Here is a 25,031-nt window from a genome sequence, read left to right as displayed (position 1 = left end):
TCGCGGTTTACGCTCCACGCTTCCTTCCCACGGTTGGTCACCCTTCCGCAGTTGCGCTTCGCTTCGTTCGCTGTGGCCAGCTTACGGGAGGACTTGCACCTCCAGGAGTGCGCCCGTGCCGGGCGCACAAAAAAAGTCCCCCGAAGGGGACCAGGTGGAGCACGCCAGCTCACTCTGCTTATTGCTACCAGCCGGTAGCAACGTGGATGAAGAAGGAAAAGAAGCCAGATGGTTAATTGCGCCTCTCTATTCACTCATCCTTTGCCATATATATTGCGATCTGCGTGCCACTTTTTTAAATATTATTAAAAATCAAATATTTAATAAAAAATCACTCGATTAGCATCAAGCTCCGACGCACTGCAGCAAACAAAATGCACCAGCATTGCGCACTTTGCGGTCTTTTTGCATCACAAAGCATCATATGCGTTTGTTTACGCTCGGAATCCTCAGATTAGTGGTTAGGTGTCACGATGATTTTCACTTGGGCTTTATCGTTTAGCAGCGCCTCAAAGCCCTCCTCCACGATATCCGCCAATGGAATACGCTGGGTCACCATGTCCTCGGCGCGGAAGTAGCCTCGTTGCATCAGCGCCATTACCGCGGGGTAAACATGGCGATAGGCAATAATGCCCTTCATGGTGCGCTCTTTGATGACTAAATCGTTAGGCTGAAAGCTGGCCTCTCCTTCCCAAATACTCACCACCACCACTTCGCCCCCTTCGTGGGTGCTGTGCAGCGCCTGATTCAGCACGGCAGGAATGCCGGTCACTTCAAACGCCACGTCCACTCCACCACCGCTCAAGGCTTGTAATTTCGCCACAACATCCTCTTGCTGCGGATCAACCACAGTGGCACCTAGCGCTTCAGCTTTAGCTTTCCGTGAAGGCGCGACCTCAACAGCATATATTTGAGCAGCGCCTGCGGCTTTTAGCGCTTCAATGGTCATCAAGCCAATCGGCCCAGCACCAAACACGGCCGCACTATCCCCTGCTTTCAGGCAGCTTTGACGCACCGCATGTAGCGCTACCGCCGCGGGCTCGACCAGTGCGCCCTGCTCGAAGCTGAGATCATCCGGCAGCTTGTGCACCATATGCTCCCCCATCACGGTGAACTCGGAAAAGCCACCGCCACCGCCGGATAGACCATGAAAGCCAAGCAAGGGCGTCAGGTTATAGCGCTCCATCTGGTAAGCGCCATCTTTGTTGGGCGAGAGAATCGGCTCAATCGCCACGCGGTCGCCTACCTTCACCCGCGTGACTTTCTCGCCGACCTCGACTACTTCCCCGGCAAATTCATGGCCCATAATGATCGGCGCCTGCTCGCCACTGATCGGGTGCGGCTTACCGACCGGAATAAAAATGGGCCCGGCGGCATACTCGTGCAGATCACTGCCGCAAATACCACAGGTAGCCACTTTCACCTTCACTTCATGGGGGTCGCTGATAGTGGGAACCGGCACTTGCTCAACGCGTAAATCTTTTGCTGCATACCATACCGCTGCCTGCATGCTTGACTGACTCATGGGTTACCCTTCCTGTTTTAAGACGTATGGTGAACCGGCTGCAGACCGTAGACAGGCGTTTCCAGCCCTTCCATCCGTGCCTTTAACTGCAGCGCCAAATAGTGTGAGTAGTGCCGCGACTGGTGCAGGTTGCCACCATGGAACCACAGCGCCTCTTGCTGGGTGGGTTTCCACATATTGCGCAGCTCGCCCTCCCAGGGGCCAGGGTCTTTGGTGGTGTCAGAGCCCAGGCCCCAGCACTTGCCGACTTTATCCGCCACTTCCTGAGAGATAAGCCGCGCCGCCCAGCCATTCATGGAGCCATAACCGGTGGCGTAAACGATCAAATCTGCCGCTAGCTCGCTGCCATCGGTGAGGGTGATGGAGTGGGGATTGATGCGCTCAATGCCTACGCCGCTGCGCAGTTTGATATCGCCGTTGGCGACCAGATCACAGGCGCCCACATCGATGTAATAACCCGAGCCACGACGCAGGTACTTCAAGAACAGACCCGAGTCGTCGTCACCAAAATCGAGCATAAAACCCGCGTCTTCCAGCTTCTGATAGAACTCGGCGTCGCGCTGTTTGATTGCCTCAAACGCCGGGCGCTGAAAGTCCGGCAGCACCTTGTAGGGAATCGAGGCAAAAATCAGATCAGCCTTGTCGTGGGTTAAGCCACTGGCCACCGCCTCTTCGGAGTAGAGCGGCCCCAGCACTTCCTCCATCAAAGAGTCCGACTTCACAATATGGGTGGATGAACGCTGCAGCATGGTCACATCGGCGTCGTGCTCCCAAAGTGCCGCGGCAATATCGTGAGCAGAGTTATTCGAGCCTACAATCACGCACTTCTTGCCCGCGTAAGCATCCGGCCCTGGGTGCTGGCTGGAATGCTGCTGTTCGCCTGCGAAGCTCTCTGCACCAGGAAATGACGGCACATTGGGCATACCCGACATCCCGGTGGCCATTACCAGCTGTTTCGGGCGTAGCGTGATCGCTTCGCCGTTGCGTTTGACGTTAACAACCCACTCGCCTGCGGCTTCATCGAAGCGAGCATTCTGACACTCAGTGGAACTCCAATAATTGAGCTCCATCACTTTTGTGTACATTTCCAGCCAATCGCCCACCTTGTCTTTAGGCGCAAACACCGGCCAGTTTTCAGGGAAAGGAATATAGGGAAGGTGGTCGTACCAGACTGGATCATGCAGGCAGAGGGATTTATAGCGCTTGCGCCAGGAGTCACCGGCTCGCTCGTTGCGCTCTATGATGATGGTCGGCACGTCCATCTGCTTCAGCCGCGCCCCAAGGCCAATCCCACCTTGGCCTCCGCCGATGATTACGCAGTAAGGCTGTTGGGTATAGCCAAGCTCTGCCTCTTCGCGCTCCCGTGACTCTAACCAGGTTTCACGCTGTTTATTGGCCCCGTGCTCAGCTCCTTTTGGGCGGTTGTGGTTACGCGGTTCGGGGTAGTCATGAAGCGACTGCATAGTGGTTAGTAGCGTCCAGCATTTGCCGTCTTTTAGACGCAGGTAACCTTTGCCGCTGGCGACCGCGGTCTCAAAGGTAAACCACGCCTCACTGATATCGCCGTTTTGGGTAGCTTCGCCTTCTAGCTGCCAGTTCGAAGGACGTGTGTTCTCCAGGGTGGCATTGAGCAAGGCCTGAATAGCATCTTTTCCCTCACAGGTTTTTAAATTCCAGGTAAAGGTTACAAAGTCGCGCCAGTAGCACTCCTCATTAAATAGCGACAAAACACGCTGAATATCCTGGGCTTGCAGCGCTTTATCAAAATCACTCAGCCACCCTTGGACAGTCGCCGTGGCGGTTTGATGTGTTTGTGTCGGTGTCTGTGACATAGCGAGAACTCCATCGTTTGTTATTGTTGAATTGCTTGTGAGACACCCAACTCCAAGCATCCGCCGTGCCAAAACACACAAAGCCACTACAACCAACTGAAAGATAACGTTATTTAATAAAACGAAGCGGCGATAAGACGTAGTGAGGAGGTGGACACCTGTCACACTGTTTACAGCTAGGTGTTACAGGTGTAACGCACGACTAACGGCGTAATAGCACTGCGTTGACACCCACGCCAGAGCGCATAGGCTGGAAGGACAATAACAATCCCTACGGTGAACTACGCCATGCCTACTCAATCGCCTCTGCCTGCACGGCTGCAATCCGTCCAGCGCCAGCATATTGAGCATATTTTCCAGCTCGGCGAAGGCCTGGAAGTTCCGCAGCTACCGGCCCAGCAAACCATTCGGCGTTCCTGGCTGCGCTGCCTAAACGAGTACCAGCTCGATCCCACCCAGCCACGCCCAGCCCGGGTAGTGCCCCAGCAAATCCTGATTGAGCACCGGGAATCCGTGGATGAACTCCTGCATGTGGCAAGAGCCGGGGTTGACCAGCTTTATCAGCAAATTGCGCAACTCGGCTACGTGCTACTGCTCACCGACCACCGCGGGATAACCGTTGAGTTTCGTGGCGATCCCAACCAAGACCAGCAACTGCGCAAAGCAGGCCTTTATCTCGGTGCTGACTGGGACGAACGCTTTGCGGGCACCTGTGCCGTAGGCACCTGCCTGCATGATCGCCAGGCGATTATCTGCCACCGCCAGGAGCACTTCGACGCCTCGCATATTTCGCTTACCTGTACTGCCGCCCCCATCGCCGACCCACAAGGCAACGTCATGGCCGTGCTGGATATCTCCGCGCTGCAATCGCCTACCCAGCATGAGAGTCAAAATTTCAGCCTCTCGCTGGTAACGCTCTACGCACGCATGATTGAGGACGCCTATTTTCTCCAGCGCTACCGTGACTGCCTGATGGTGCGGCTGGATACCTCGCGAGAGTTCGTGCATGTAAACGGGCGCGGACTCATCGCCATTGAAGAGAACGGGCAAGTGATTGCTGCCAACGCAGTGGGTCGTGATCTGATAAGTGAACACCAGCGCCGTTGGCCACCCTGGTCAGCCCATCACACCCCAATGCTGGGGGAGCTATTCGAGTGCGAGATCGCCGATGTACTCAGCATTAATAGCGCCACCGACGATCAACTGCGTGCTTTTCGCGCCAGGGTCGATAACACGATCTACTTTATTAGCCTGCTGGAGCCACGCCGCCCGCGCCCTGCTCAGCAAGCACAACCTCTCGCCTCCAGCCTGCCGGAACCACTGGTACGCCTCGGCGCCGACGACCCCGCCATGCGCAAAGTGCAGAAACTGGCTGAACGGTTGCGCAACGAAGCCAGCGTCAATGTGCTGATTAGCGGAGAAACCGGCACCGGCAAAGAGGTCGTTGCCCGTGCTCTGCATGACAGCGGCAACCGATCTAAAGGCCCCTTTATCGCAGTAAACTGTGCCGCCATTCCCGAAGCGCTGATCGAAAGCGAGCTGTTTGGTTACGAGCCCGGCGCCTTTACCGGCGGGCGCGCCAAAGGCATGCGCGGGCTGATTCCCCAAGCCCACGGCGGCACACTGTTTTTAGATGAAATCGGCGATATGCCGCTGGCCCTGCAAACCCGCCTACTGCGCGTACTGGCCGAGCGAGAAGTGATGCCTCTTGGGGCCAATAAGCCTGAAAAGGTTGATATTCGGGTGATTACCGCCACTCATCGCAATATCGATTCGATGATCCAGCAGGGTGAGTTCCGCGAAGACCTCTATTACCGCCTTAACGGGGCTCAACTGCGCCTGCCCGCGCTACGCGACCGCGCCGATAAGCTCTACGTTATCCGCCGCGTATTTGATGACATCATCCAGGAGCGAGCCTCCAGCCAATCACCGCGCCTGCGGGCCGATGCCATTAGCGCCCTACTAGCTTACGCCTGGCCCGGTAATATCCGTCAGCTAAAGAATGCGCTGGCCTTTGCACTGGCCACCTCAGAAAACGAAGAAATCACCGTTCATGACTTACCTGAGCAGTGCCTAAGCCAACGCATCACTCGGCAAGCAACTCCCCTGCCTGCAGACGCTGGTAGCGACAGCGATCACACATTGCTGGAAATGCTCAAGGAGCAGCACTGGAACATTAGCGCCGTGGCTCGCGCTCTCGGGGTTTCAAGGCCCACGATATACCGGCAAATGCAGCGCCAAGACATAGTGCCGCCGAATTGGCAGGGGTGATAAAAAGCTACTTCAAAGCTTTTGATTGGGAAATAACTGCAACATATCTTGAGAACACGGTGCGAGGGCAGGTTGAAGCGAGGGTCTTTCGCCATGGATGGCGAAAGTAGCGCCCACGGATGGGTTAACAGCGCCCTCGCGGAAACCTGCACTCGGCACAGTGTTGTGCAGAATGCCAGCCAGCTACCACTACCTCTTGGCCTTGAGGGTGACCCTCACGTACACTTGTTTGAATCCGTTTATCCTTTTATAAACCCGCTTTCGACAAGCCGAGGCCCTCCCATGGCGTTTGACTCCACTTCTTCCTATATCGCAACCGATGCGCTTAAGCAGGCGGTGAATGCTGCCGTGGTGCTCGAGCGGCCGCTGTTGATCAAAGGCGAGCCGGGTACCGGCAAAACCCTGCTGGCTGAAGAGCTGGCTGAATCTCTCGATACTCAGTTGATTACCTGGCATATCAAATCCAGCACCAAGGCGGCCCAGGGCTTATACGAGTACGATGCAGTCAGCCGCCTGCGGGATTCTCAGCTAGGCGTTGAAGGCGTGGAAAACGTCGCCAACTACATCAAACCCGGCAAGCTGTGGGAAGCCTTTACCGCCAATCAACGGGTGGTGCTACTGATCGACGAGATCGACAAGGCCGATATCGAATTCCCCAACGACCTCCTTCAAGAGCTGGATCGTATGGAATTCCACGTTTACGAAACCGGCGAAACCATTCGCGCCGAACAGCGCCCGATTATTGTTATTACCTCGAATAATGAAAAAGAGCTGCCAGACGCGTTCCTACGCCGCTGCTTTTTCCACTACATTGAGTTCCCTGACCGCGAGACCATGCAGGCGATTGTCGATGTGCACTTCCCGGATATCGCCCCCAAGCTGGTCAGCGAAGCCTTAGAGGTATTTTTCGAGCTACGTAAAGCGCCAGGCCTCAAAAAAAAGCCTTCCACATCTGAACTAGTCGACTGACTCAAGCTACTGATGGCTGACAATATTGCTCAAGAGGCGCTCTACAACCGCGATCCGTCCAAAGCACTTCCACCCATGGCCGGCGCCTTGGTCAAAAACGAGCAGGACACCCAACTGCTGGAACGCCTGGCGTTTATGATCCGTCGCCAAAAAGGCACAGGCCGCTAAGCCATGTTTATTGGCCTATTCGAAACACTAAAGCGTGCGGGCGTTCCGGTATCGCTACGTGAGCTGCTGGATCTTCACGCCGTGGTGGAACGCGGTGTGGTGTTCGCCGATATGGAAGCCTTCTATCAGGTGGCCCGCACGGTGATGGTCAAAGACGAACGCCACTTTGACCGCTTTGATCGTGCCTTCGCCGCCTGGTTTAAAGGCCTTGAGGATATGGACGCCGCCATTGAAGCGCTGATCCCCGATGACTGGCTACGCCGGGAGTTTGAGAAGCAGCTTACCGACGAAGAGAAAGCCAAGATCGAATCCCTGGGCGGCCTCGAAGAACTCATTGAGACGTTCAAAAAACGCCTGGAGGAGCAAAAAGAGCGCCACGCGGGCGGCAATAAATGGATCGGCACCGGCGGCACCAGCCCCTTTGGCGCCTACGGCTACAACCCGGAAGGCATTCGCATTGGTCAGGATGGCTCCCGCCACCGCCGCGCCACCAAGGTCTGGGACGAGCGACGCTTCCGCGATTACGATGATTCTCTGGAATTAGGCACGCGCAATATCAAAATGGCGCTGCGTCGCCTGCGCAAGTTTGCCCGCCAAGGGGCGCTAGATGAGTTTGACGTGGATAGCACTATTCGCGAAACTGCCAAGGACGCCGGGCTACTCAACGTTCAGATGCGCCCGGAGCGCCATAACGCCGTTAAAGTGCTGCTATTTTTGGATGTGGGCGGCTCGATGGATGATCATATTCGCGTCTGCGAAGAACTGTTCTCTGCCGCCCGTTCAGAGTTCAAGCATCTTGAGCACTACTACTTTCATAACTGCCTTTACGAAGGGGTTTGGCGAAACAATATGCGTCGGGGTAACGAGCGGATCCCGACCATGGATGTTTTGCACACCTACGGTGCGGATTACCAGGTCGTGATTGTCGGTGACGCGGCCATGTCGCCCTATGAGGTCACCCACCCCGGCGGTAGCGTAGAGCACTTTAACGACGAAGCGGGCGGCGTGTGGCTGAAGCGTTTATGCGAAACGTTTCCCCGCCTGGCGTGGCTTAACCCGATGCCACCCCGGGCATGGGAGTACACCTACTCTACTCAACTAATCCGCGAGATCATTGATGACCGCATGTACCCCATGACCATGGAGGGTTTGGAAACCGCCATGCGCGAGCTAGCAAAGAAGTAGTCTGATTATCTGGCCATGCGCGTCAGCACGTCGTGGTGAGTCAGCTTGCGATGCAAAATGGCCATCACGATGTGCCCTACGATCAACGCTAACAATGTCCAGCCTAGCTCACCGTGGAGCAAACCGCCCAGATCTGTCATCCAGGTGATTTCCTCGCCTTCAAAACCTGACATCAGCGTAAAGCCAAACACCTCAAGCGAGCGGCCCGAACCGTACTGGCGAATAAGCGCAATCGTCGGAATCACCATCATCAAGCCGTAGAGAACAAGATGGCCCAACTTTGCCATAACGCTCACCGATGGCGGACGGCGCGATGCATTGGCCAACGCCCATATCGCTCTCAGTACGACTAAGGTCAGTAGCAATACACCCACTGGGTAATGGGTTCCCCAGAAGAACTCTTCAAAGGGTGTGTCCGGAAAAAGCCAGTGCGCCGTGGCACTCGTAAACTGCCAAGCAAACAGTAGCGCCATCCCCCAATGCAACAAGCGGCTAATCGCACCGTAACGTTGACTGTTATCCATTATCGGTAATGCCATGCAGCTTCTCCCTTCTTTTAATAAGCTAGTCGTGATGCTTATTTTATCGGGGCAACACGTAAATAACATGGCAACAACGTGCAACTTGGTTGCACAAACTGGAACGCAGCGTTTCCTAAGGGCTATTAAAGCGACTGCGGGAAATCGTTTAAGCCCTTCAAAAATGCCTGTTTGGCCGTTTCAAACGCCTTAGGGTCATGTTTAAAGCGGCGCAGGATAAGCGCTTCATCCAACACTAGGGTAGGCGCTAATTCGCGAATACTCTTGGCAGGGTGGCGAGCGCCCAAGCCAATACGCTTTCCATCCACCCCGCCGAACCAGCGCTTAATGCCACTTTTTTGATAGAACGCTTCTCGTTCGGCGTTATCCACTTCGACCCGTAGCGGCGCTTTCAGAGTAAGCTCGCTGATCAAACGCTGCTGGGCATCTGTCTGGTCAAGTGCGCAGGCGTGGGTCACGGTCATACCCTCGCCTTCTTCGTCCAGCACTAGCAGCGCTAGCGCTTGGGGTTTACCCTGGCCGTCAACGGCAGCAAACAGTCGCGCGGCTTCCTGAGGAAATAACACACTGCAGGTGCCGGTGAACACGACCAGCGGCGTTAGACCAGCCTGTTGCCCGTATACCTCAGCGCATAGTCGCGCCAGACAGGCGTTGCGCTGGGCCTCTGCGTTAACGTGTACGACCTTCATATGAATCATCCTCAGCGACTAAAAAGCCGCAAGCCTAGAGTAATTATCGCCGTTTTGACAGCGCGACATGCCTCACGCGTCCTCTATTCATTTTTACTGATACTGAACACTACTGTTAACAATCTGTCGAAGATAACTGTAAGCGTGAACATCACTTAGAAGGAGCTAGCATGCCCACCTTTATGAATGACCCTACCATGCCCACACCAAGCTTCCCCGGTAGCCACATGGTAGTCGATGATCACTATGTGTTTATTTCAGGACTGACCGTTGGCGATCTCTCTAACGGCCACGCAGTCAAAGGCGACGTTAAAGAAGAGACTCGCCTTGTGATGCGCGCACTATCGCGCATGCTTGAAATGGAAGGCGGCAGCTTAGCGGATATAGTGCGGGTGGATATCCACCTCACAGATCTACACGCTATCCAAGACATGGACACTGTTTACGCGGAGTACTTTGAACCTGGCCGCTACCCTGCCCGCACCTGCACCGAATCCCCTAACCTCTACGGCGGAAGCAGTATTGAAATCACTGTGATGGCGAAGCGCCCGCATCAATCAGCGCAATAACCGCCTCAATATCGATATGGGCTTCCAGCATATCGGCTAAACGGTCAAGCTCACGTTCTCGGTGAGCTTGATAATCGCTCTGCTCTCCATTAACGAGTCCCAACTGCTTCAGTAGGGCTTGGCAGGCCTCCGGGTGGTCAAATAACCCGTGCAGGTAAGTACCGATTATTTGGCCATCCTCACTGACGGCGCCTTCTGGTCGGCCTTCTATGTCAAATAATGGCGCGTTAAGCGCCTGCCCTTCACTTACGCCATTATGAATTTCATATCCGGTGACGGTTACCCCTTCAGCAACGGTCACGCCGCGAACATTGCGTAGCTGTTTGCCTGCCACCATTCGGGTGGTCAGCGGCAACAAGCCCAAGCCCGCCACTTTTACTGGCTTACCCTCCAGACCATCAGGGTCATCCACCCATTCGCCCAGCATTTGAAAGCCACCGCAAATACCTAACACCTTGCCGCCGTAGCGCAGGTGGCGCTGAATGGCGTTATCCCAGCCCTGTTGCTTTAACCACGCCAAATCGCTCGCGGTACTTTTACTACCGGGCAGAATGACCACATCGGCGGCGGGTATCGGCTGGCCGGGCCCCACAAAGGTCAGCGATACCTGTGGGTGCAACCGCAGCGGATCGAAGTCAGTATGGTTACTGATGCGCGGTAGCGCCGGAACGATCACGTTAAGTGTCTGGCTAGCCTTTTCGGCGTGGGTTAAACCAATGCTATCTTCAGCATCGAGTACTAGCCCCTGCAGATAAGGCAGTGTTCCGAATACGGGTTTTCCCGTACGCTCCTCCAACCATTCAAGCCCCGGCTTAAGCAGCGCTATATCACCTCGAAAGCGGTTGATAATAAAGCCTTTGGTACGCGCCTGTTCGCTCTCGCTCAACAGCGCCAACGTACCTACCAATTGGGCGAATACCCCACCGCGGTCAATATCGCCCACCAGTATCACTGGACAGTCAGCCGCTTCGGCAAAGCCCATATTGGCGATATCCCCCTCGCGTAGGTTGATCTCAGCAGGGCTGCCCGCCCCTTCGGCAATAATGACATCAAAGCGGTTTTCCAACGCCTGCCATGCCGCCATCACGCTCTCTTTCGCGGTGCGTTTATAGGCGTGGTAATCCAGCGCATCCATATGGCCATGCACTTTGCCGCGTAAAATCACCTGGGCGCCACGATCGGTTTCCGGCTTTAACAGTACCGGGTTCATATCACTGTGGGACGCTAAATAGCAGGCTTGCGCCTGTAACGCCGTGGAACGGCCAATCTCGCCGCCGTCCTCAGTCACGGCGCTATTCAATGCCATATTCTGGGGTTTAAATGGCGCCACCGATACTCCACGCCTTGCCAGCGCGCGGCAAAGGGCAGCCACCACAGTGCTTTTACCCGCATCCGAGGTGGTGCCTTGAATCATCAGTGTAGCCATAAAGAAGTCTCGTCCAGGTGAACAAGAGCGAGACTTTAGCGGGAGGGGCTAAGCGGTGCAATGTGTTCAATCTCCGCTTAAGCACGCTGCTGCCCTTAATAATCAAAAATACTTTTTATTGCCATCAATTCGTCATACGCCATCTCTAGGCTGACACCTAATAAATGAGATCGATCTCATTGCATTCATAACAGGTATTTCCATGGCAGATTTACTTAGTGTGGCCAAACTCGCAGGAGTCTCTCGGGCAACCGCGGCGCGGGCTTTTTCAAACCCCGACTTGGTACGCCCCGCTACCCGTGAAAAAGTGTTTAACGCTGCCCAGCAGTTAGCGTTTAGGCCAAATAAAATCGCCCAACAGCTGCGCTCTCAAGCGACACAGATGATTGGCGTGATGGTGCCCAGTCTCGATAACCCCGTATTCGCCGAGCAGCTACAAGCCATGGAAGTGGCCGCCCGCGCGTCTGGCTACTCACTGATCGTTACCACCAGCGAATACTCGCCCAGCCGCGAGGGTGACATTGTTGAGGAGATGCTGCGCCAGCGCGTGGACGGCTTGGTGCTGACCGTGGCTGAAGCGGATAACAGTGCCGTGCTGAACACGCTGCGCTTAGAAACCACCCCGTGCTTACTAGTTTACAACCCGCCAGGGAAAAGTGGTTTTCCCTCTATTGGCGTCGATAACCGCGCTGCCAGCGCTGATGCCACCCGCCATTTAATCACCCTGGGTCATGAGCGCATTGGCATGGTCGCTGGCCCGCTGCTGCAATCAGACCGCGCCCGGCAGCGCTTTGACGGTTACTGCCACGCTATCCGCGAGGCAGGCCTGATCGCACGCCCGTTGGTTGAGATGACCCGCCATACCCAAGCTGACCTGAAAAGCCTAACACCTGCACTGCAAGGGCCAGAGGCTCTCAGCGCGGTGATCTGTACCAATGATCTGCTCGCCATCAGCCTGATGGGCGAATTACAACGCGCAGGTTTTAACGTGCCTGGCGACCTTTCTGTGATGGGCTTTGATGGCATTGCCTTAGGCAAGCACCTCTACCCATCGCTATGCACCATTGAGCAGCCTCGCGCCGACATTGGGCGCACCGCGGTTCACACCTTGTTAGCCATGATTCGGGGAGAAAAATGCACGCCCGCTCCCCTGCCCCACGCATTGCGTAAGGGCGAAAGTGTCGGAATCCCGGCATCCCGCAAGTCCACGTTAAGCACTTTATAGAGGAACTTGGTATGAGTCTTAAACGCATGAACCTTAAGCATCTTTATCAAGCGTTACTGGCCACGGCGGTTATCAGTGCGTCAGGGGTCGCCACTGCCCAGTCAAGCGACAACGCTATCTGCTACAACTGCCCGCCTGAGTGGGCGGACTGGGGCACTCAGTTGCGTTTGATCGAACAGGAGACCGGCATTCGCGTGCCGCAAGACAACAAGAACTCCGGCCAATCCTTAGCCCAATTGGTTGCCGAAGCCAGTAGCCCGGTGGCCGATGTCGTTTACTACGGGGTGACCTTCGGCATTCAAGCCATGGAAGAGGACGTAGTGGCGCCCTACCAGCCCGAACACTGGGATGAGATTCCTGAAGGTCTAAAAGACCCCGAAGGTAACTGGTTTGCCATTCACTCTGGTACCCTCGGTTTTATGGTCAACGTTGACGCCTTGGATGGCGCGCCGGTGCCCACTTCCTGGGAAGATCTGCTCAAGCCCGAGTATCGCGGCATGGTGGGTTACCTTGACCCGGCCAGCGCCTTTGTTGGCTACGTCGGTGCCGTGGCGGTCAACCTAGCCATGGGTGGCGATCTTAATGACTTCACTCCGGCGATCGACTACTTCAATCAGCTAGCCAAAAACGACCCGATTGTGCCCAAGCAAACCAGCTACGCTCGAGTACTTTCTGGTGAGATCCCGATTCTTCTCGATTACGACTTCAACGCTTACCGCGCACGCCATAGCGATGGTGCCAACGTAGAGTTTGTGATTCCCGAGGAGGGCAGCGTGGTAGTGCCCTATGTTATGAGCCTGGTAAAAGATGGCCCTAACCCCGAAAACGGTCAGCAAGTGCTTGATTTCGTGCTCTCTGACCAAGGCCAAGCGGTATGGGCAGATGCTTACCTACGTCCCGTGCGCGCCAGCGCCATTTCCCCCGAAGCACGCGAAGTCTTTCTGCCCGATAGCGAGTATGCCCGCGCCGAGGCACTTGACTACCCCGCCATGGCGGCTGCTCAACGTAGCTTCTCTGAGCGGTATCTGTCGGAGGTTCGTTAATCATGACAGCGGCATCCAAGCAGCCCTCCGGGGCTGCTTCTTACCTAAGTCGACCATCGACGATGGTAGGCCCAGCCCGGCGTAAACGCTTTATCGCGTTGTTCGCCTTACTGCCTGCCCTGGTGATTTTCTGCGCCTTTTGGCTACTGCCTTTTTCGCGTCTGATCATGATGGGCGCCGAGGCTGATCCAAGCAGCGGTATTAGCGCTTACCTGACTATTCTTACCCATCGTCAGTACTTAATCAGCCTGGCGACCACCGTTGGTCTTTCGCTGATAGTGTCACTGGTAGCGGTTGCCATTGCGGGCGTTGCCGGATTTTTTCTCGCCCGCCAGCGTTTTTTTGGCAAGTCCATACTAGTGGCTATCCTCACCTTTCCGCTGGCTTTCCCAGGCGTGGTGGTGGGCTTTTTGGTCATCATGCTGGGAGGGCGTCAAGGTGCCTTGGCGCAGACCAGCCTGTGGCTGTTTGGCGAGCGCTGGATGTTCGCCTACTCACTGGCCGGGCTATTTATTGGTTACCTTTACTTCTCCATTCCTCGCGTTATCACCACTGTGATGGCTGCCTGCGACAACCTGGATAGAAGCCTTGAAGAGGCAGCTCGCTCGTTAGGTGCTAACACCTGGCAGGTCACCAAAGACGTCATCGTACCCGGCATTGCTCCCGCGCTGCTCTCAACCGGTGCCATCTGCTTTGCCACCAGTATGGGCGCCTTTGGTACGGCGTTTACCCTGGGCACGCAGTTGAGCATTCTACCGCTCAATATCTACGGCGAATTCACCAACTACGCTAACTTCGCCATGGCAGCCGCGCTTTCAGTGGTATTGGGCGTGATCACCTGGATGGCATTGAGTCTTGCCCGCAGGCTGGCTGGCGGCAACTTGGGAGCCTCGGTATGAAATCTCGCCTACGCTTCACGCTGCAATTGGGCTTCACCCTGCTGGTGTGCCTGTTCATGATCGTGCCCGTCGCCATGTCGGTCATGGCGGGGCTGACCGAAAACTACTTTGTCGGCCTTGAGAGTGGCCTGACCCTGCGCTGGGTGGATGAGGTGTGGCAGCTCTACGCCGATACCATCTGGCTCTCAATTAAACTGGCGCTGGCCTGCTTATTGATCACTATCCTGATTGGCGTACCCGCCGCCTATGGCCTGCTGCGCAGCCGTCGCCGCTGGGCCAATGCGCTTGAAGAACTCCTACTGCTACCAGTTGCCGTGCCTGGGCTGGCCACCGCGCTTGCCCTACTGCTTGCCTATGGCAGCTACCGTGAATTTCGTGGCAGCTGGCTATTTATTCTTGTTGGCCATGTGCTGTTTACCTTGCCCTTTATGGTGCGCGCGGTGCTCTCCGTGATGCAAACCGCCAAGCTTCCCCAACTGGAAGAAGCCGCCGCCAGCTTAGGCGCCAGTTTTCGGCAACGCTTTTTCGGGGTGGTCATCCCCAACTGTATGAGCGGTATTTTGGCGGGGGCGCTGATGGTGGTCACCCTATCGATCGGTGAATTCAACATTACCTGGATGCTGCATACCCCATTAACCAAAACGCTACCGGTCGGCTTAGCCGACAGCTATGCCTCGATGCGCCTTGAAATCGGCTCAGCCTACACGCTGATATTTCTGGTGATGGTGGTGCCCTTGCTAGTGGCGATTCAGTGGGCAGGCCGACTCACCGAGCAGCGCCGCTAAGTTTTATTATTTGAGAATCCGTTATGAGTTCATCTGTCAGCATTACGCTACACCAATGCAGCCGCACCTTCGCTGGCGGCAACACAGCGCTCCAGCCGCTTGATTTGCAGGTTAATGCGGGCGAAACCCTGGTACTGCTGGGCCCTTCCGGCTGCGGCAAAACCACCACCCTGCGCATTATTAGCGGCCTGGAAAGCCCCGACAAAGGCGGGCAAGTAATGTTTGGCGAGCGTGATGTCACCGCTCTGCCGATTGAGCAGCGCGACGTGGGAATGGTGTTTCAAAACTACGCGCTATTTCCCAATATGAGCGTTGCCGACAATATTGCCTATGGCTTGAAAATACAGCGTTTGCCACGTGTCGAGATCGCACATCGGCTTGACGAAGTCATGCATATGGTCGACTTACAAGGCTTTGGTGACCGGCGCATCGACGCCCTCTCCGGCGGCCAAAAACAGCGCGTCGCTCTCGCCCGTGCGATTGCTGTTCGCCCCAAGGTGCTGCTGTTTGATGAGCCGTTGGCAGCGCTAGACGCCAAACTGCGCGACCGCTTACGCATCGAGATCGGCCAACTGCTGCGTGAATTGGGCACCACGGCGGTCTACGTCACCCACGATCAAGATGAGGCGATGGCCTTGGGTGACCGCATCGCGGTAATGCAAGCCGGACGCATTGCGCAGTTGGGCACTCCCCAAGAGATTTATCATCAGCCGGCCAACGCCTTTGTGGCCGATTTTATTGGTGCGGTTAACTGCCTGGACGTGATCAGCACACGCGCCGATGGAGGATTGGTCGTCCATGGAGGTGAACTCATCGCTGCCCATTTGCAGGGAGTATCCACTGTCTACTGCCGTCCAGAAGATATCCAGGTGGTTTCCGTTGACCAAGCCGATGTAAAGGGGAAAGTGGTACAAAGCATTTTCCTGGGCCAGACCCAGCGCCTGATGGTGGACACCGGCGGCGCTTCGCCGCTCCAGATTGAGGCCCCCTCCCGCCAGCGCTGGCCAAACGGTACCGCGATTGGTTTGGCACTCCCCTCCAGCGTGCTTTTTCATCCAGATAAGCCCACTGCCCCTGTTAATGCCAAGGAGATGGCCAATGGCTGATCAAGGTTTAAACGCTCAGAAAGATCCTCATGCCCAGCAATGCCTTATCGCCCAGATTAGCGATCCGCATATCAAGGCGGGCGGGAAACTCTCTTACCGCCAGGTAGATACCGCCAATGCGCTGCGCCAAGCAATCAGCACGCTCAATCAGCTAGCGCCGCGGCCCGACCTGGTGCTAATTAGCGGTGACTTGGTCGATTTTGGCCACCCTAGCGAGTACGCCACCTTTAAGCAGATTCTGGCTGAGTTAATGCTGCCCGTGTACTTGATCCCTGGAAATCATGATGACCGCGAGCATCTGCGCGCCGCCTTTCCCGAGCACCGTTACCTGTTTCAGCACCGCGACTATTTACACTGGGTCGTGGATGACTACCCGGTGCGCATTGTAGGGCTCGACTCATCGGTGCCCGGCAAACCCCATGGTGAGCTAAGCGATGAAAGCCTGCAGTGGCTAGACACTATGCTGGCAGAGCATCCCGAAAAACCGACTCTCGTCATGGTGCATCACCACCCTTTTGTTAGTGGCATCGACCATATGGATCGCCAGCCGCTGAAGCGACCAGACGCGCTAGCCGACGTCATTGGCAAACATGCCCAGGTCGAGCGCGTGCTCTGTGGGCATCTGCACCGTTCGATCCAAGCGCGCTTTGCTAACACTTTGGCGATTAGCTGCCCTGGGGTTTCCCACCAGGTGAGTTTGGATCTCACCCCAGACGGCCCCTCCAGCTTTCAGCTAGAGCCTCCCGGTTACCTGCTACACCAGTGGTCGGCAACTAACGGTATGGTGACTCACCAAGGGTTTATCCAGCGCTATCCTGGCCCCTTCCCGTTTTTTGATGCGAACGGGCTGATTGATTAGGTCGTTAAACTGGGGGCGAGCGCTGTGTTATCTGTGTGAGCCAGCGCCAGCTCCCAGGCTTGTACCATCTGCTTTTTCTCTAATCCCCAGCGGTAACCACCGAGTGCACCGCTTTGTTGAATCACCCGGTGGCAGGGGATCCATAACGCGATGGGGTTAGCGCCCACTGCATTGCCCACTGCTCGGGACGATTTAGGTGATCCCAGCGCCTGAGCAATATGGGAATAGCTGGCAAATTGCCCCTCGGGGATCGTTAACAGCGCTCGCCAAACCGCTATTTGGAAGTTGGTGCCAGTGACGTGTAGCGAGACAGCGGTAGCCCCCTCTTCAGGCTCAGTAAACAGCCTTTCCACCGCATAGCGAGTGGACTCAGTGTTATGTTGAAGGGTGCTGCGCGGCCACTCCTTGGCCAACCTTGCCAGTAACTCCTCTGAATTAGTCGTATCGACAAACCCCATTCGGCAGATACCCCGGGGCGTTACCGCGACGAATAGGCGACCTAAAGGTGTTTCGTGAACGCCATAAGCGATCTCCACTCCTTCACCCTGGCGCTTATACTCGCCGGGCGTGACCGCCTCTAACTGAACAAAGTGGTCGTAAAGCCGCGAGCCACCGCTCAGCCCAAGGGTATGGGCGATATCCAGCAAAGAAGTGGACGAATGCATCAACTGCTTACCGCGCTCTAAGGTGAGTGCCTGCAAAAAGCGTTTGGGACTAATCCCCGCATAACGACAAAACAGTCGCTGGAAGTGGAAGGCACTCAAATGAACATGAGCAGCCACCGTTTCCAGATTGGGCTGTTCCGCCGCATGAGCCACCATATAGGCCATGGCTTTTTCGATACGCTCATAGTCATTCATTGTCTTATCTCTCTGACCGTCGGAGCTGCTTAGGCTTTGTACGAAAACTGACTGCGCTCGACAATACTGCGTTAAAAATCGCCTCGAAACGCTCATTTACACCCCGTAAACTCCGCTTTCTCGTTGATTTTTGCCTTGTCTAGTCTTCGCTCGCCGACTTTTCGTACAAAGCCTAGTTCCTTTCAGCCTAAGCCTTCACGGGCGAGTTGCCGACCCGAATCTTGCGCACTGGCAGGTGATCAGACAGTTTATGTTTAAAAGAGGCGTTATGTTTAACAGACATTTCCACCAGTTTTCGCTAGGGTAATGCCCCGCCTCCATTGACGGTACACGATACGCCCATGCAAGACTTGATCAATGACATTGCAGCAGCCATGGCAAACGCCGAAGAACGCGGTAAGGTCGCAGACTATATTCCCGAGCTTGGCCATGTTGACCCACAGCAGTTTGCCATTTCGCTCGCCACGGTGGATGGCAAAGTGTACTCGGCAGGTTGTGCCACCACGCCCTTCTCGATTCAAAGTATCTCTAAAGTATTTACGCTGACCATTGCACTTGGGCAAGTGGGTGATTCGCTGTGGTCAAAAGTAGGCCGCGAGCCCTCAGGGGATCCCTTCAACTCCATCGTGCAACTCGAGCATGAAAGCGGCAAACCGCGTAACCCGTTTATCAATGCCGGGGCCATTGCGGTAGTCGATGCGATCATGATGGGCCACGAGCCCAAAGAGACACTTGGCGAGATTCTTAGCTTTGTGCGCTATATCGCCGATGACGACAGCATTTACTTCGACCACGCGGTGGCCGCTTCAGAAATGGCCCACCGCGACCGCAACGCTTCATTGGCGCACTTTATGAAAGCCTTTGGCCGCCTGCGCCATGATGTCGATAAGGTGCTAGGCACCTATTTTCACCAGTGCGCTATCGCCATGAGCTGTGAGCAGTTGGCCCATGCCGGGCTATTTTTGGCCTCGGATGGTATCAACAAACCCAGTGGCATTCGCGTGGTAGCCCCCCAGCGCGCACGGCGTATCAATTCACTAATGATGATGTGCGGGCACTACGACGCCTCGGGAGAGTTCGCATTTCGCGTCGGCCTGCCTGGCAAAAGCGGCGTGGGTGGTGGCATCTTGGCGATTGCTCCAGGCCACGGTTCTATTGCCGTCTGGTCGCCGGGATTAGATAGTTACGGCAATAGCTTATTAGGCACCCAGGCGCTGGAAATGTTTGTGCAGCGTACCGGTTGGTCGGTGTTTGGGCATTAAAAGAGCAGAGTGGAAGGCATCGATTTAAGCGACCACCTCAATTTTGTTCAATACCTCCAGGGGGCACCACCGCAAACTCCTTGCACTACCGAGGAGGATGACAATGAGCGCTACACTACTGCTGCCTACACTTCTGCCCATGTCCGCATTTGCGCTTGCCGCGTCTATTTCGCCGGGGCCGGTCAACATCGTTTGTTTGAGTAGCGGTACGCACTACCCTATTGCTAAAGGGCTTGTTTTTGTAACCGGCGCCACGCTCGGGTTTATCGCGCTATTTTTAGCCATCGGCGCGGGGCTTTACTCCCTGCTGAATGTGCTGCCGCTGCTGGAAGAGTTTTTGCGCTGGGCAGGCATTCTGTTTTTACTCTATCTCAGCTATCAACTTTTACAGCACGATGGGCGCTTGCAGGAGCGAGGCGGCGTCAAAGCGCCAGGGTTTATGACAGGTGCCATGATGCAGTGGCTCAACCCCAAGGCGTGGCTGGCGTCTGCCGCTGGCATTGGCGCCTACACCACTGCTAATGAGCCCCATCTGCTATGGCTGTTCGCCGGCCTTTATCTGCCTATTTGCTGGCTATCGCTAGCCAGTTGGGTATATGCAGGCGCTTTTCTGAAACGCTATGTTCATCGTCCTATCATCTTACTGACGATTAACCGCGCACTCGCTATCTGCCTGGCGGTTAGCGCTATTGTCTTACTGGTTGAGTAGCGGGTAGCGGTACTGGTTGGGTGTCGCTGCTACCAGCCGCTTGAACGTCCTTTGAAAGTGGGGCTGGTCATTAAAGCCAGCGTTCAAAGCCGCCTCAACGATAGGTTGCCCTTGTTTTAACGCTTGCTGCCCCAGCTGAATGCGCTGATTAATCAGGTAAGCATGGGGTGTTAGTCCGAAGTGCTGTTTAAAGGCGCGAATCAGGTGCCCAGCACTATAGCCGGACTGCTCACATAGGCGTTCTAGCGATATATCAGCGCTACAATTGGCACGCAAATAGGCCGCGACCTGTTCTAGCGCACTGGGCGCTTGGGGCAATACCGCGGGGGATTCCTGAGCAAGCACTTGCATCATGATGGACAAGTATTCGACTAGCGCCGTTTGCTTATCGCTAATCTCGCGGCGTTCATCCAGCAAACAAGCAGCCATATCGCAGTACCCGGCATAAAGCGCTGGCTGGGTAATGACGGCGGTGGCGATATCTTGCCAATACGGCGTATTCAACAGGCCCAATTGGTAACGCAATTCACTCAGCCACTCGGTATCGACGTAGAGCATCATGTACGCCCAGGGCTGGTTCTCGATAGGGTTGCAGGCATGCACCCAGTAGGGGTTCATCATAACGATGTCACCCGCACTAATCTGATGCGTCGCATCGCGATAGCAAAAAGTGCTTTTACCTGCGGTAATGGCCCCCAGCGACCAATGCGTATGGCTGTGCGGCGCATAACAAACTTGTCGCGCGTCGCTAATCTTGCGCAGCTCCACATAGGGCATACGCGCATCGCGCCAGAAAATAGGTGACGAAATTGTACTCATGTTCTGCTCGTGTTTTTCAAAAAAAGCCTTTCACACTTCGGCTTGGCCTAGGCTGGACAATAGCACAGCACAAGGCCAGTATGGGCCGCGGATAAGCGCTATATGAACTAGATTGCATAGGGATGCGCAACGCCTAATATGTCAGGAGGACACCATGGCCAATAGTGTGAATAACCCCGACCACCGTGATGCGATTACCCTTTTCGCCCGCATGGGTTACGCCTCTCGGGGCATTGTGTATGTATTAGTCGGCGGCCTTGCAGCGCTGGCAGCCTTTGGACAAGGCGGCCAAACAGAAGGCAGTCGGGGCGCCTTAGAACGCGTGCTCACCGCTCCTTTCGGAAAAGTCTTGTTAGCCCTTATGGCCATCGGCTTGGTGGGCTACGCGATGTGGCGGACTATCCAAGCAGTTAAAGACACCGACCATCACGGCAACGGCGCCAAGGGGCTGGCAATTCGTGCGGGCTTATTGGCGAGCGCCTTTACCCACACGTTGTTGGCTTTTTTTGCCGCCACGCTCATCTTTCAATTGGCGGGCTCTTCGGGTGATTCAGGTGGTGGTTCACAAGGTGTCGCGGGCTGGCTGATGCAGCAGCCTTTCGGGCGCTGGCTGGTCGCTGGGGTTGGCCTAATCATGATAGGGGTAGGTATGGCCCACGCGCTTAAAGGCTACAAGGCCAAATTCGACAAACACTTCGCTATGCCACCACAAACGCAACAATGGGCCTACCCTATTTGCCGTTTCGGCTTAGTGATTCGTGGTGCTGTGTTTGTGATCGTGGGTAGCTTTTTTATCATCGCCGCTTATCAAATCAATCCCAATCAAGCAGGCGGTATGAGCGAGGTGTTTAGCACCCTGCGAAGCCAGCCCTTCGGTCAGTGGTTGCTTGGTTTTGTCGCGCTGGGACTTTTTGCGTTTGGCCTTTACAGCCTATTAGCGGCTGTCTATCGCCGCATTAATCCCGAAGTGTAGAGACCTGCATGGCCATAACATCCAAATGCACTAAGTAGTGGTTTGAGCGCATTAACCGCTCGAAGAATATGCTGTGTCTACTCGCCACCCTCTCCTTTCTGGAGACTATTCTTCTGCCCATTCCTATTGAACTGGTATTGATACCCTTGTTGCTGTTGCTGGTGGTGTAAGCCGTGAATCGGTGGCAACCAGCTAAATACCGTAATCTCGCTCGACTTTGGCGATACGGGTTTTGAAGTGCTGGTACCACTGCTGATGGCCTAGCCGCTGAGCTTCTTGATGCTCAGCATGGGCTTTCCACGCTTTAATAGATGCCAAATCGGCCCAGTAAGAAACTGTTACACCCACCTCATTACGGGCAGACTCCACCCCTAAAAACCCCGGCTGCTGTGCTGCAAGCTCAACCATTCTTGCGGCCATTGCGTCATAGCCGTTATCGACCTCGGTGCGTAGTGAAGTGAAAATAACGGCGTAGTAAGGCGGTTCAGGGGTAGTGGCAATCAGGGACATGGCATCACCGGGATCCTTGGATCAGAGGCTTCGAAGCATATCCCATGAAACAAAAAATGTATTCAGGGAGCCCACTGCCAGTTGCTGCCAAACCGTACCACAGGCAGTGGGAAGAGCTGTGAGCCTAGGCGTCATCCTGCGCCTTACCAGGCGTCGCTGCCGTATGCTTGGCTTTCATATCCTTGAACGCTTCCATGATGTCCATGGGCAGCGGGAAAACGATTGTCGAGGCATTCTTGTTGCTCATGTCGCTCATGGTTTGCAGGTAGCGCAGTTGCAGCGCAGCAGAGTTTTCCTGCATGACATTGGCCGCCTCGACCAGTTTCTTGGATGCTTGCAGTTCCCCTTCAGCGTGAATCACCTTAGCGCGACGCTCACGCTCCGCCTCTGCCTGGCGCGCAATGGCGCGAATCATGCTCTCATCCAAATCTACATGCTTAATTTCAACATTGGCGACCTTGATACCCCACGCTTCGGTTTGGGTATCGATGATTTCCTGGATATCGTCGTTGAGCTTATCGCGCTCGGAAAGCATCTCATCCAGATCATGCTTACCCAGCACGGAACGCAAAGTGGTCTGTGCTAGTTGACTGGTCGCCTGGGTAAAATTCTCGACTTGAATGATCGCCTTTTCTGGATCGACGACGCGGAAATAAAGCACCGCATTAACTTTAACGGTGACGTTATCCTGAGAGATTACGTCCTGTTCCGGCACATCCATGGTAATGACGCGCAGATCCACCACCTCCATCTTCTGAATGGCGGGGATCACAATGACTAGCCCAGGCCCTTTCACTATCTGATAACGCCCCAGAAAGAACACTACGCCGCGTTTATATTCTGGCAGTATGCGAATAGAGGCAGCGATCAACATCACCACCAGCACGACAGGAACTAAATACGAAATAATCATTGGACACCTCGTTTAGCTGTGGGTCGGTTATGTCAGAAAGTGGGCACTAGCGGGGCGTCACATATACCGTCAAGCCATCAAGGCGCACCACCACAAGCTTCTCACCTCGTTTGACTGGCACATCGCTTACTGCGTTCCAGCGCTCGCCATGCAGCCTTACATGGCCGCTGGTCTCAAAATCATCCAGTGCAACCGCATCTGCGCCGATTAACTGCTCCGCGCCAGTGTGTGCCGGACGACGGCGCAGCGTTGCAAAGCGTGTTAACGTCCATAGCATTAGCCCCCCGGACATCAATGCCACACCACCGATTAGAGGTAGCGAAATGGCAAGATGCTCCGCGTCCATCAGCATTACCGAGCCAAGCACAAAGGCAATGATGCCGCCAACCCCCAGCACGCCGAAGCTAGGCATAAATGCCTCACCCACCATCAACGCCAGCCCGACCACCATCAGCGCAAGCCCGGCGTAGTTAATCGGCAGCACCTGAAACGCAAACAGGGCGAGCAGCAAGCAAATCAAGCCAATGGTGCCGGGGAACAGACTGCCGGGATTGGCCAGCTCGAAAACCAGCCCGTAAAAGCCGATGACCATCAAGAAGAAGGCTATGTTGGGATTAGTGATCAGCGATAGCACCTGGGTGCGCCAATCAGGGTCGAAGCGCTCAATGGTGAGGCCTGCGGTCTCAAGCGTGGCATCACCGCTTTCCATGACCACGCTCATGCCGTCAATCTGCTCAAGGAGATCGTCAAGATCGCGCGCCACCACATTGATGACGTTCTGCTCCAGCGCCTCGCTGGCAGTGAGATTGACCGCATTGCGCACGGCCTCTTCAGCCCAATCGGCATTGCGATCATGGCGTTCCGCTAGGCTGCGGATAAAGCTCACCGCATCTTCCATCACCTTGCGTTCCATGGCGCTGCCCTCGGACTCCTCAGCCGAATTATCTTCTTCGTCTTCATCGCTGCCGAGCAGCCCACCGCCCATCTGTACCGGCGTGGCCGAGCCGAGATGCGTCGAGGGGGCCATGGCAGCCACGTGGCTACCGTAAAGTAGATAGGTGCCCGCGCTTGCCGCTCGCGCACCACTGGGGAAAACGTACATCACCACGGGAATGTCAGCGTTGAGCATCTCGCGAATCATGTCGCGGGTGGTGTCGACCAACCCGCCGGGGGTATCGAGCTCGACGATCACCACCTCACTGCCCTGCTCGCGGGCTTTATCCAGCCCACGCTCAAAGTAGTCCTTGGTAGCCGGGCCGATGGCGCCTTCAATATTAAGCACCAGAACGCTTGGTGAAGCGCTTTGTGCCATGGCCTGCCATGTAAACGACATAGTAGCCATTAGCAAACCGGCAACCATCAACCAGAGCCAGTGCGGTTTGAGAGAAAGGGTTTGCATACCCACTCCTCGCATTCAACGCCTTGAACATTCCCGTCTGAATCTGCAGCCTATCCATAGCAACAATCGAGTAGGAAGGGGAGTCGCCTCCCCTGTCCTCTCACACCACCGGGCATACGGTTCCGTACCACGGCGGTTCATGCAGAACGTTTAAGCCATCTTACCGTATCCAGTACCGAGATCAGTCCCTGGTCATAAAACCATTTCCTCGGCAGGGCCTGATTCATGTGCGAAGCCCCGGCATTCCACCAGGGGCCTCGACCGTTCCCCGCCGATTTCCAGGCGCGGTGCCCGTCTAGGCCTAGCCCTCGCAGCTTCCGACGCCGAGTCGATGGGCGTTTCCATTGTCGCCAGATCAGGCCGCGTAAGCGCCGCCGTATCCATTGATCCAGTGCTTCCAAGGGGCGTTTCACATCAACAAGATTGAAGTAGTTAGCCCATCCTCGTAGGACTGGCCTCAACCCTTCGATTACCCGTTGGATGTTACGCCCCCTGC

General features: G+C 55.5%; 24 protein-coding genes and 1 pseudogene. 14 read left to right on the top strand and 11 right to left on the bottom strand.

Annotated features, from left to right (window positions below):
• Positions 1-115 precede the first annotated feature (115 nt).
• Positions 116-343 carry a hypothetical protein gene (locus tag HALA3H3_RS18955; RefSeq protein ID WP_022523141.1) on the top strand — a complete coding sequence of 76 codons (228 nt, stop codon included), beginning with the start codon at positions 116-118 and terminating at the stop codon, positions 341-343.
• A 111-nt stretch (positions 344-454) separates the two neighbouring features.
• Here HALA3H3_RS18955 and HALA3H3_RS18950 read toward each other — a convergent pair whose 3' ends face one another.
• Entirely contained in the window at positions 455-1,525 is a 1,071-nt protein-coding gene (locus HALA3H3_RS18950; RefSeq protein WP_022523140.1) for a 2,3-butanediol dehydrogenase, read from the bottom strand.
• A gap of 17 nt (positions 1,526-1,542) precedes the next feature.
• On the bottom strand, positions 1,543-3,357 hold the full coding sequence (locus tag HALA3H3_RS18945) for an NAD(P)/FAD-dependent oxidoreductase (RefSeq protein ID WP_022523139.1): 1,815 nt from the start codon (positions 3,355-3,357) through the stop codon (positions 1,543-1,545).
• A gap of 288 nt (positions 3,358-3,645) precedes the next feature.
• Between HALA3H3_RS18945 and HALA3H3_RS18940 the strand changes: the two genes are divergently transcribed.
• From HALA3H3_RS18940 to HALA3H3_RS18930, 3 genes and pseudogenes are all read left to right on the top strand, one after another.
• Positions 3,646-5,628, top strand: a complete 1,983-nt coding sequence (locus HALA3H3_RS18940; RefSeq protein WP_022523138.1) for a sigma-54-dependent Fis family transcriptional regulator — start codon at positions 3,646-3,648, stop codon at positions 5,626-5,628.
• Positions 5,629-5,910: 282 nt separating this feature from the next.
• Positions 5,911-6,765 (top strand): annotated as a pseudogene (locus HALA3H3_RS18935) (AAA family ATPase).
• Between the two features lie 3 nt (positions 6,766-6,768).
• Complete coding sequence (locus tag HALA3H3_RS18930; protein WP_009287016.1) at positions 6,769-7,950, top strand: vWA domain-containing protein; 1,182 nt, start codon at positions 6,769-6,771, stop codon at positions 7,948-7,950.
• Positions 7,951-7,955: 5 nt separating this feature from the next.
• On the opposite strand, the gene HALA3H3_RS18925 is transcribed toward HALA3H3_RS18930, so the two are convergent.
• Positions 7,956-8,489 carry a cytochrome b gene (locus HALA3H3_RS18925; protein ID WP_022523135.1) on the bottom strand — a complete coding sequence of 178 codons (534 nt, stop codon included), beginning with the start codon at positions 8,487-8,489 and terminating at the stop codon, positions 7,956-7,958.
• A gap of 125 nt (positions 8,490-8,614) precedes the next feature.
• Entirely contained in the window at positions 8,615-9,178 is a 564-nt protein-coding gene (locus tag HALA3H3_RS18920) for a hypothetical protein (RefSeq protein WP_022523134.1), read from the bottom strand.
• A gap of 170 nt (positions 9,179-9,348) precedes the next feature.
• Here HALA3H3_RS18920 and HALA3H3_RS18915 point away from each other — a divergent pair, with 170 nt between their 5' ends.
• Entirely contained in the window at positions 9,349-9,747 is a 399-nt protein-coding gene (locus tag HALA3H3_RS18915; RefSeq protein ID WP_022523133.1) for a RidA family protein, read from the top strand.
• On the opposite strand, the gene HALA3H3_RS18910 is transcribed toward HALA3H3_RS18915, so the two are convergent.
• The gene (locus HALA3H3_RS18910; protein WP_022523132.1) at positions 9,707-11,173 is read right to left on the bottom strand and encodes a cobyric acid synthase; all 1,467 of its coding nucleotides are present in this window, start codon (positions 11,171-11,173) and stop codon (positions 9,707-9,709) included. The two genes, HALA3H3_RS18915 and HALA3H3_RS18910, sit on opposite strands and share 41 nt — an antisense overlap.
• Before the next feature lie 202 nt (positions 11,174-11,375).
• Here HALA3H3_RS18910 and HALA3H3_RS18905 point away from each other — a divergent pair, with 202 nt between their 5' ends.
• Genes HALA3H3_RS18905 through HALA3H3_RS18880 form a run of 6 tightly spaced genes read left to right on the top strand, consistent with a single transcriptional unit; the run spans position 11,376 to position 17,090 of the window.
• Positions 11,376-12,398, top strand: a complete 1,023-nt coding sequence (locus HALA3H3_RS18905) for a LacI family DNA-binding transcriptional regulator (protein WP_022523131.1) — start codon at positions 11,376-11,378, stop codon at positions 12,396-12,398.
• Positions 12,399-12,409: 11 nt separating this feature from the next.
• Positions 12,410-13,441, top strand: coding sequence for an ABC transporter substrate-binding protein (locus tag HALA3H3_RS18900; protein WP_022523130.1), 1,032 nt, complete (start codon positions 12,410-12,412; stop codon positions 13,439-13,441).
• Between the two features lie 2 nt (positions 13,442-13,443).
• Positions 13,444-14,340 carry an ABC transporter permease gene (locus HALA3H3_RS18895; RefSeq protein ID WP_022523129.1) on the top strand — a complete coding sequence of 299 codons (897 nt, stop codon included), beginning with the start codon at positions 13,444-13,446 and terminating at the stop codon, positions 14,338-14,340.
• A complete protein-coding gene (locus HALA3H3_RS18890; protein WP_022523128.1) occupies positions 14,337-15,125 on the top strand; it encodes an ABC transporter permease in 789 nt (262 codons plus the stop codon). Before HALA3H3_RS18895 ends, HALA3H3_RS18890 begins: the two co-directional genes overlap by 4 nt.
• 23 nt (positions 15,126-15,148) lie before the next feature.
• Positions 15,149-16,231: an ABC transporter ATP-binding protein gene (locus HALA3H3_RS18885; RefSeq protein ID WP_022523127.1), complete on the top strand. Its 1,083-nt coding sequence runs from the start codon at positions 15,149-15,151 to the stop codon at positions 16,229-16,231.
• On the top strand, positions 16,224-17,090 hold the full coding sequence (locus tag HALA3H3_RS18880) for a phosphodiesterase (protein ID WP_022523126.1): 867 nt from the start codon (positions 16,224-16,226) through the stop codon (positions 17,088-17,090). The genes HALA3H3_RS18885 and HALA3H3_RS18880 overlap by 8 nt, the downstream gene beginning before the upstream one ends.
• Here HALA3H3_RS18880 and HALA3H3_RS18875 read toward each other — a convergent pair.
• Positions 17,087-17,950 (bottom strand): bifunctional transcriptional activator/DNA repair enzyme AdaA, encoded by an 864-nt coding sequence (locus HALA3H3_RS18875; protein ID WP_022523125.1) that lies wholly within the window; start codon positions 17,948-17,950, stop codon positions 17,087-17,089. The two genes, HALA3H3_RS18880 and HALA3H3_RS18875, sit on opposite strands and share 4 nt — an antisense overlap.
• A 341-nt stretch (positions 17,951-18,291) precedes the next feature.
• Here HALA3H3_RS18875 and HALA3H3_RS18870 point away from each other — a divergent pair, with 341 nt between their 5' ends.
• The gene (locus tag HALA3H3_RS18870; RefSeq protein ID WP_022523124.1) at positions 18,292-19,212 is read left to right on the top strand and encodes a glutaminase; all 921 of its coding nucleotides are present in this window, start codon (positions 18,292-18,294) and stop codon (positions 19,210-19,212) included.
• A gap of 103 nt (positions 19,213-19,315) precedes the next feature.
• A complete protein-coding gene (locus HALA3H3_RS18865) occupies positions 19,316-19,921 on the top strand; it encodes a LysE family translocator (RefSeq protein WP_022523123.1) in 606 nt (201 codons plus the stop codon).
• Here the strand turns inward: HALA3H3_RS18865 and HALA3H3_RS18860 are convergent.
• On the bottom strand, positions 19,907-20,740 hold the full coding sequence (locus tag HALA3H3_RS18860) for an AraC family transcriptional regulator (protein ID WP_022523122.1): 834 nt from the start codon (positions 20,738-20,740) through the stop codon (positions 19,907-19,909). The genes HALA3H3_RS18865 and HALA3H3_RS18860 overlap by 15 nt on opposite strands.
• A 154-nt stretch (positions 20,741-20,894) precedes the next feature.
• On the opposite strand from HALA3H3_RS18860, the gene HALA3H3_RS18855 reads away from it, so the two are divergent.
• Positions 20,895-21,713 (top strand): DUF1206 domain-containing protein, encoded by an 819-nt coding sequence (locus HALA3H3_RS18855; RefSeq protein WP_022523121.1) that lies wholly within the window; start codon positions 20,895-20,897, stop codon positions 21,711-21,713.
• A gap of 192 nt (positions 21,714-21,905) precedes the next feature.
• Here the strand turns inward: HALA3H3_RS18855 and HALA3H3_RS18850 are convergent, their stop codons facing one another.
• The 4 genes from HALA3H3_RS18850 to HALA3H3_RS26315 all read right to left on the bottom strand — a co-directional run.
• On the bottom strand, positions 21,906-22,223 hold the full coding sequence (locus HALA3H3_RS18850; RefSeq protein WP_022523120.1) for an antibiotic biosynthesis monooxygenase family protein: 318 nt from the start codon (positions 22,221-22,223) through the stop codon (positions 21,906-21,908).
• Positions 22,224-22,347: 124 nt separating this feature from the next.
• Entirely contained in the window at positions 22,348-23,136 is a 789-nt protein-coding gene (locus tag HALA3H3_RS18845) for a slipin family protein (protein WP_009287026.1), read from the bottom strand.
• A gap of 46 nt (positions 23,137-23,182) precedes the next feature.
• Positions 23,183-24,535: an NfeD family protein gene (locus HALA3H3_RS18840; protein WP_022523119.1), complete on the bottom strand. Its 1,353-nt coding sequence runs from the start codon at positions 24,533-24,535 to the stop codon at positions 23,183-23,185.
• Positions 24,536-24,672: 137 nt separating this feature from the next.
• The coding region (locus tag HALA3H3_RS26315; RefSeq protein ID WP_272946852.1) for a group II intron maturase-specific domain-containing protein at positions 24,673-25,031 on the bottom strand (359 nt) is incomplete at its 5' end.

Source organism: Halomonas sp. A3H3 (genome assembly GCF_000982975.1).
Classification (GTDB): Bacteria; Pseudomonadota; Gammaproteobacteria; order Pseudomonadales; family Halomonadaceae; genus Vreelandella; species Vreelandella titanicae.
Note: the sequence above shows the minus strand (reverse complement) of the source record. Positions and strands in the feature narration are given on the sequence as shown.

Bases quoted from the DNA above. Each gene is read 5' to 3' on its own strand.
- HALA3H3_RS18950 (WP_022523140.1), bottom strand. From the start codon at position 1,525: ATGAGTCAGTCAAGCATGCAGGCAGCGGTATGGTATGCAGCAAAAGAT.
- HALA3H3_RS18945 (WP_022523139.1), bottom strand. From the start codon at position 3,357: ATGTCACAGACACCGACACAAACACATCAAACCGCCACGGCGACTGTC.
- HALA3H3_RS18940 (WP_022523138.1), top strand. From the start codon at position 3,646: ATGCCTACTCAATCGCCTCTGCCTGCACGGCTGCAATCCGTCCAGCGC.
- HALA3H3_RS18930 (WP_009287016.1), top strand. From the start codon at position 6,769: ATGTTTATTGGCCTATTCGAAACACTAAAGCGTGCGGGCGTTCCGGTA.
- HALA3H3_RS18925 (WP_022523135.1), bottom strand. From the start codon at position 8,489: ATGGCATTACCGATAATGGATAACAGTCAACGTTACGGTGCGATTAGC.
- HALA3H3_RS18920 (WP_022523134.1), bottom strand. From the start codon at position 9,178: ATGAAGGTCGTACACGTTAACGCAGAGGCCCAGCGCAACGCCTGTCTG.
- HALA3H3_RS18915 (WP_022523133.1), top strand. From the start codon at position 9,349: ATGCCCACCTTTATGAATGACCCTACCATGCCCACACCAAGCTTCCCC.
- HALA3H3_RS18910 (WP_022523132.1), bottom strand. From the start codon at position 11,173: ATGGCTACACTGATGATTCAAGGCACCACCTCGGATGCGGGTAAAAGC.
- HALA3H3_RS18905 (WP_022523131.1), top strand. From the start codon at position 11,376: ATGGCAGATTTACTTAGTGTGGCCAAACTCGCAGGAGTCTCTCGGGCA.
- HALA3H3_RS18900 (WP_022523130.1), top strand. From the start codon at position 12,410: ATGAGTCTTAAACGCATGAACCTTAAGCATCTTTATCAAGCGTTACTG.
- HALA3H3_RS18895 (WP_022523129.1), top strand. From the start codon at position 13,444: ATGACAGCGGCATCCAAGCAGCCCTCCGGGGCTGCTTCTTACCTAAGT.
- HALA3H3_RS18890 (WP_022523128.1), top strand. From the start codon at position 14,337: ATGAAATCTCGCCTACGCTTCACGCTGCAATTGGGCTTCACCCTGCTG.
- HALA3H3_RS18885 (WP_022523127.1), top strand. From the start codon at position 15,149: ATGAGTTCATCTGTCAGCATTACGCTACACCAATGCAGCCGCACCTTC.
- HALA3H3_RS18880 (WP_022523126.1), top strand. From the start codon at position 16,224: ATGGCTGATCAAGGTTTAAACGCTCAGAAAGATCCTCATGCCCAGCAA.
- HALA3H3_RS18875 (WP_022523125.1), bottom strand. From the start codon at position 17,950: ATGAATGACTATGAGCGTATCGAAAAAGCCATGGCCTATATGGTGGCT.
- HALA3H3_RS18870 (WP_022523124.1), top strand. From the start codon at position 18,292: ATGCAAGACTTGATCAATGACATTGCAGCAGCCATGGCAAACGCCGAA.
- HALA3H3_RS18865 (WP_022523123.1), top strand. From the start codon at position 19,316: ATGAGCGCTACACTACTGCTGCCTACACTTCTGCCCATGTCCGCATTT.
- HALA3H3_RS18860 (WP_022523122.1), bottom strand. From the start codon at position 20,740: ATGAGTACAATTTCGTCACCTATTTTCTGGCGCGATGCGCGTATGCCC.
- HALA3H3_RS18855 (WP_022523121.1), top strand. From the start codon at position 20,895: ATGGCCAATAGTGTGAATAACCCCGACCACCGTGATGCGATTACCCTT.
- HALA3H3_RS18850 (WP_022523120.1), bottom strand. From the start codon at position 22,223: ATGTCCCTGATTGCCACTACCCCTGAACCGCCTTACTACGCCGTTATT.
- HALA3H3_RS18845 (WP_009287026.1), bottom strand. From the start codon at position 23,136: ATGATTATTTCGTATTTAGTTCCTGTCGTGCTGGTGGTGATGTTGATC.
- HALA3H3_RS18840 (WP_022523119.1), bottom strand. From the start codon at position 24,535: ATGCAAACCCTTTCTCTCAAACCGCACTGGCTCTGGTTGATGGTTGCC.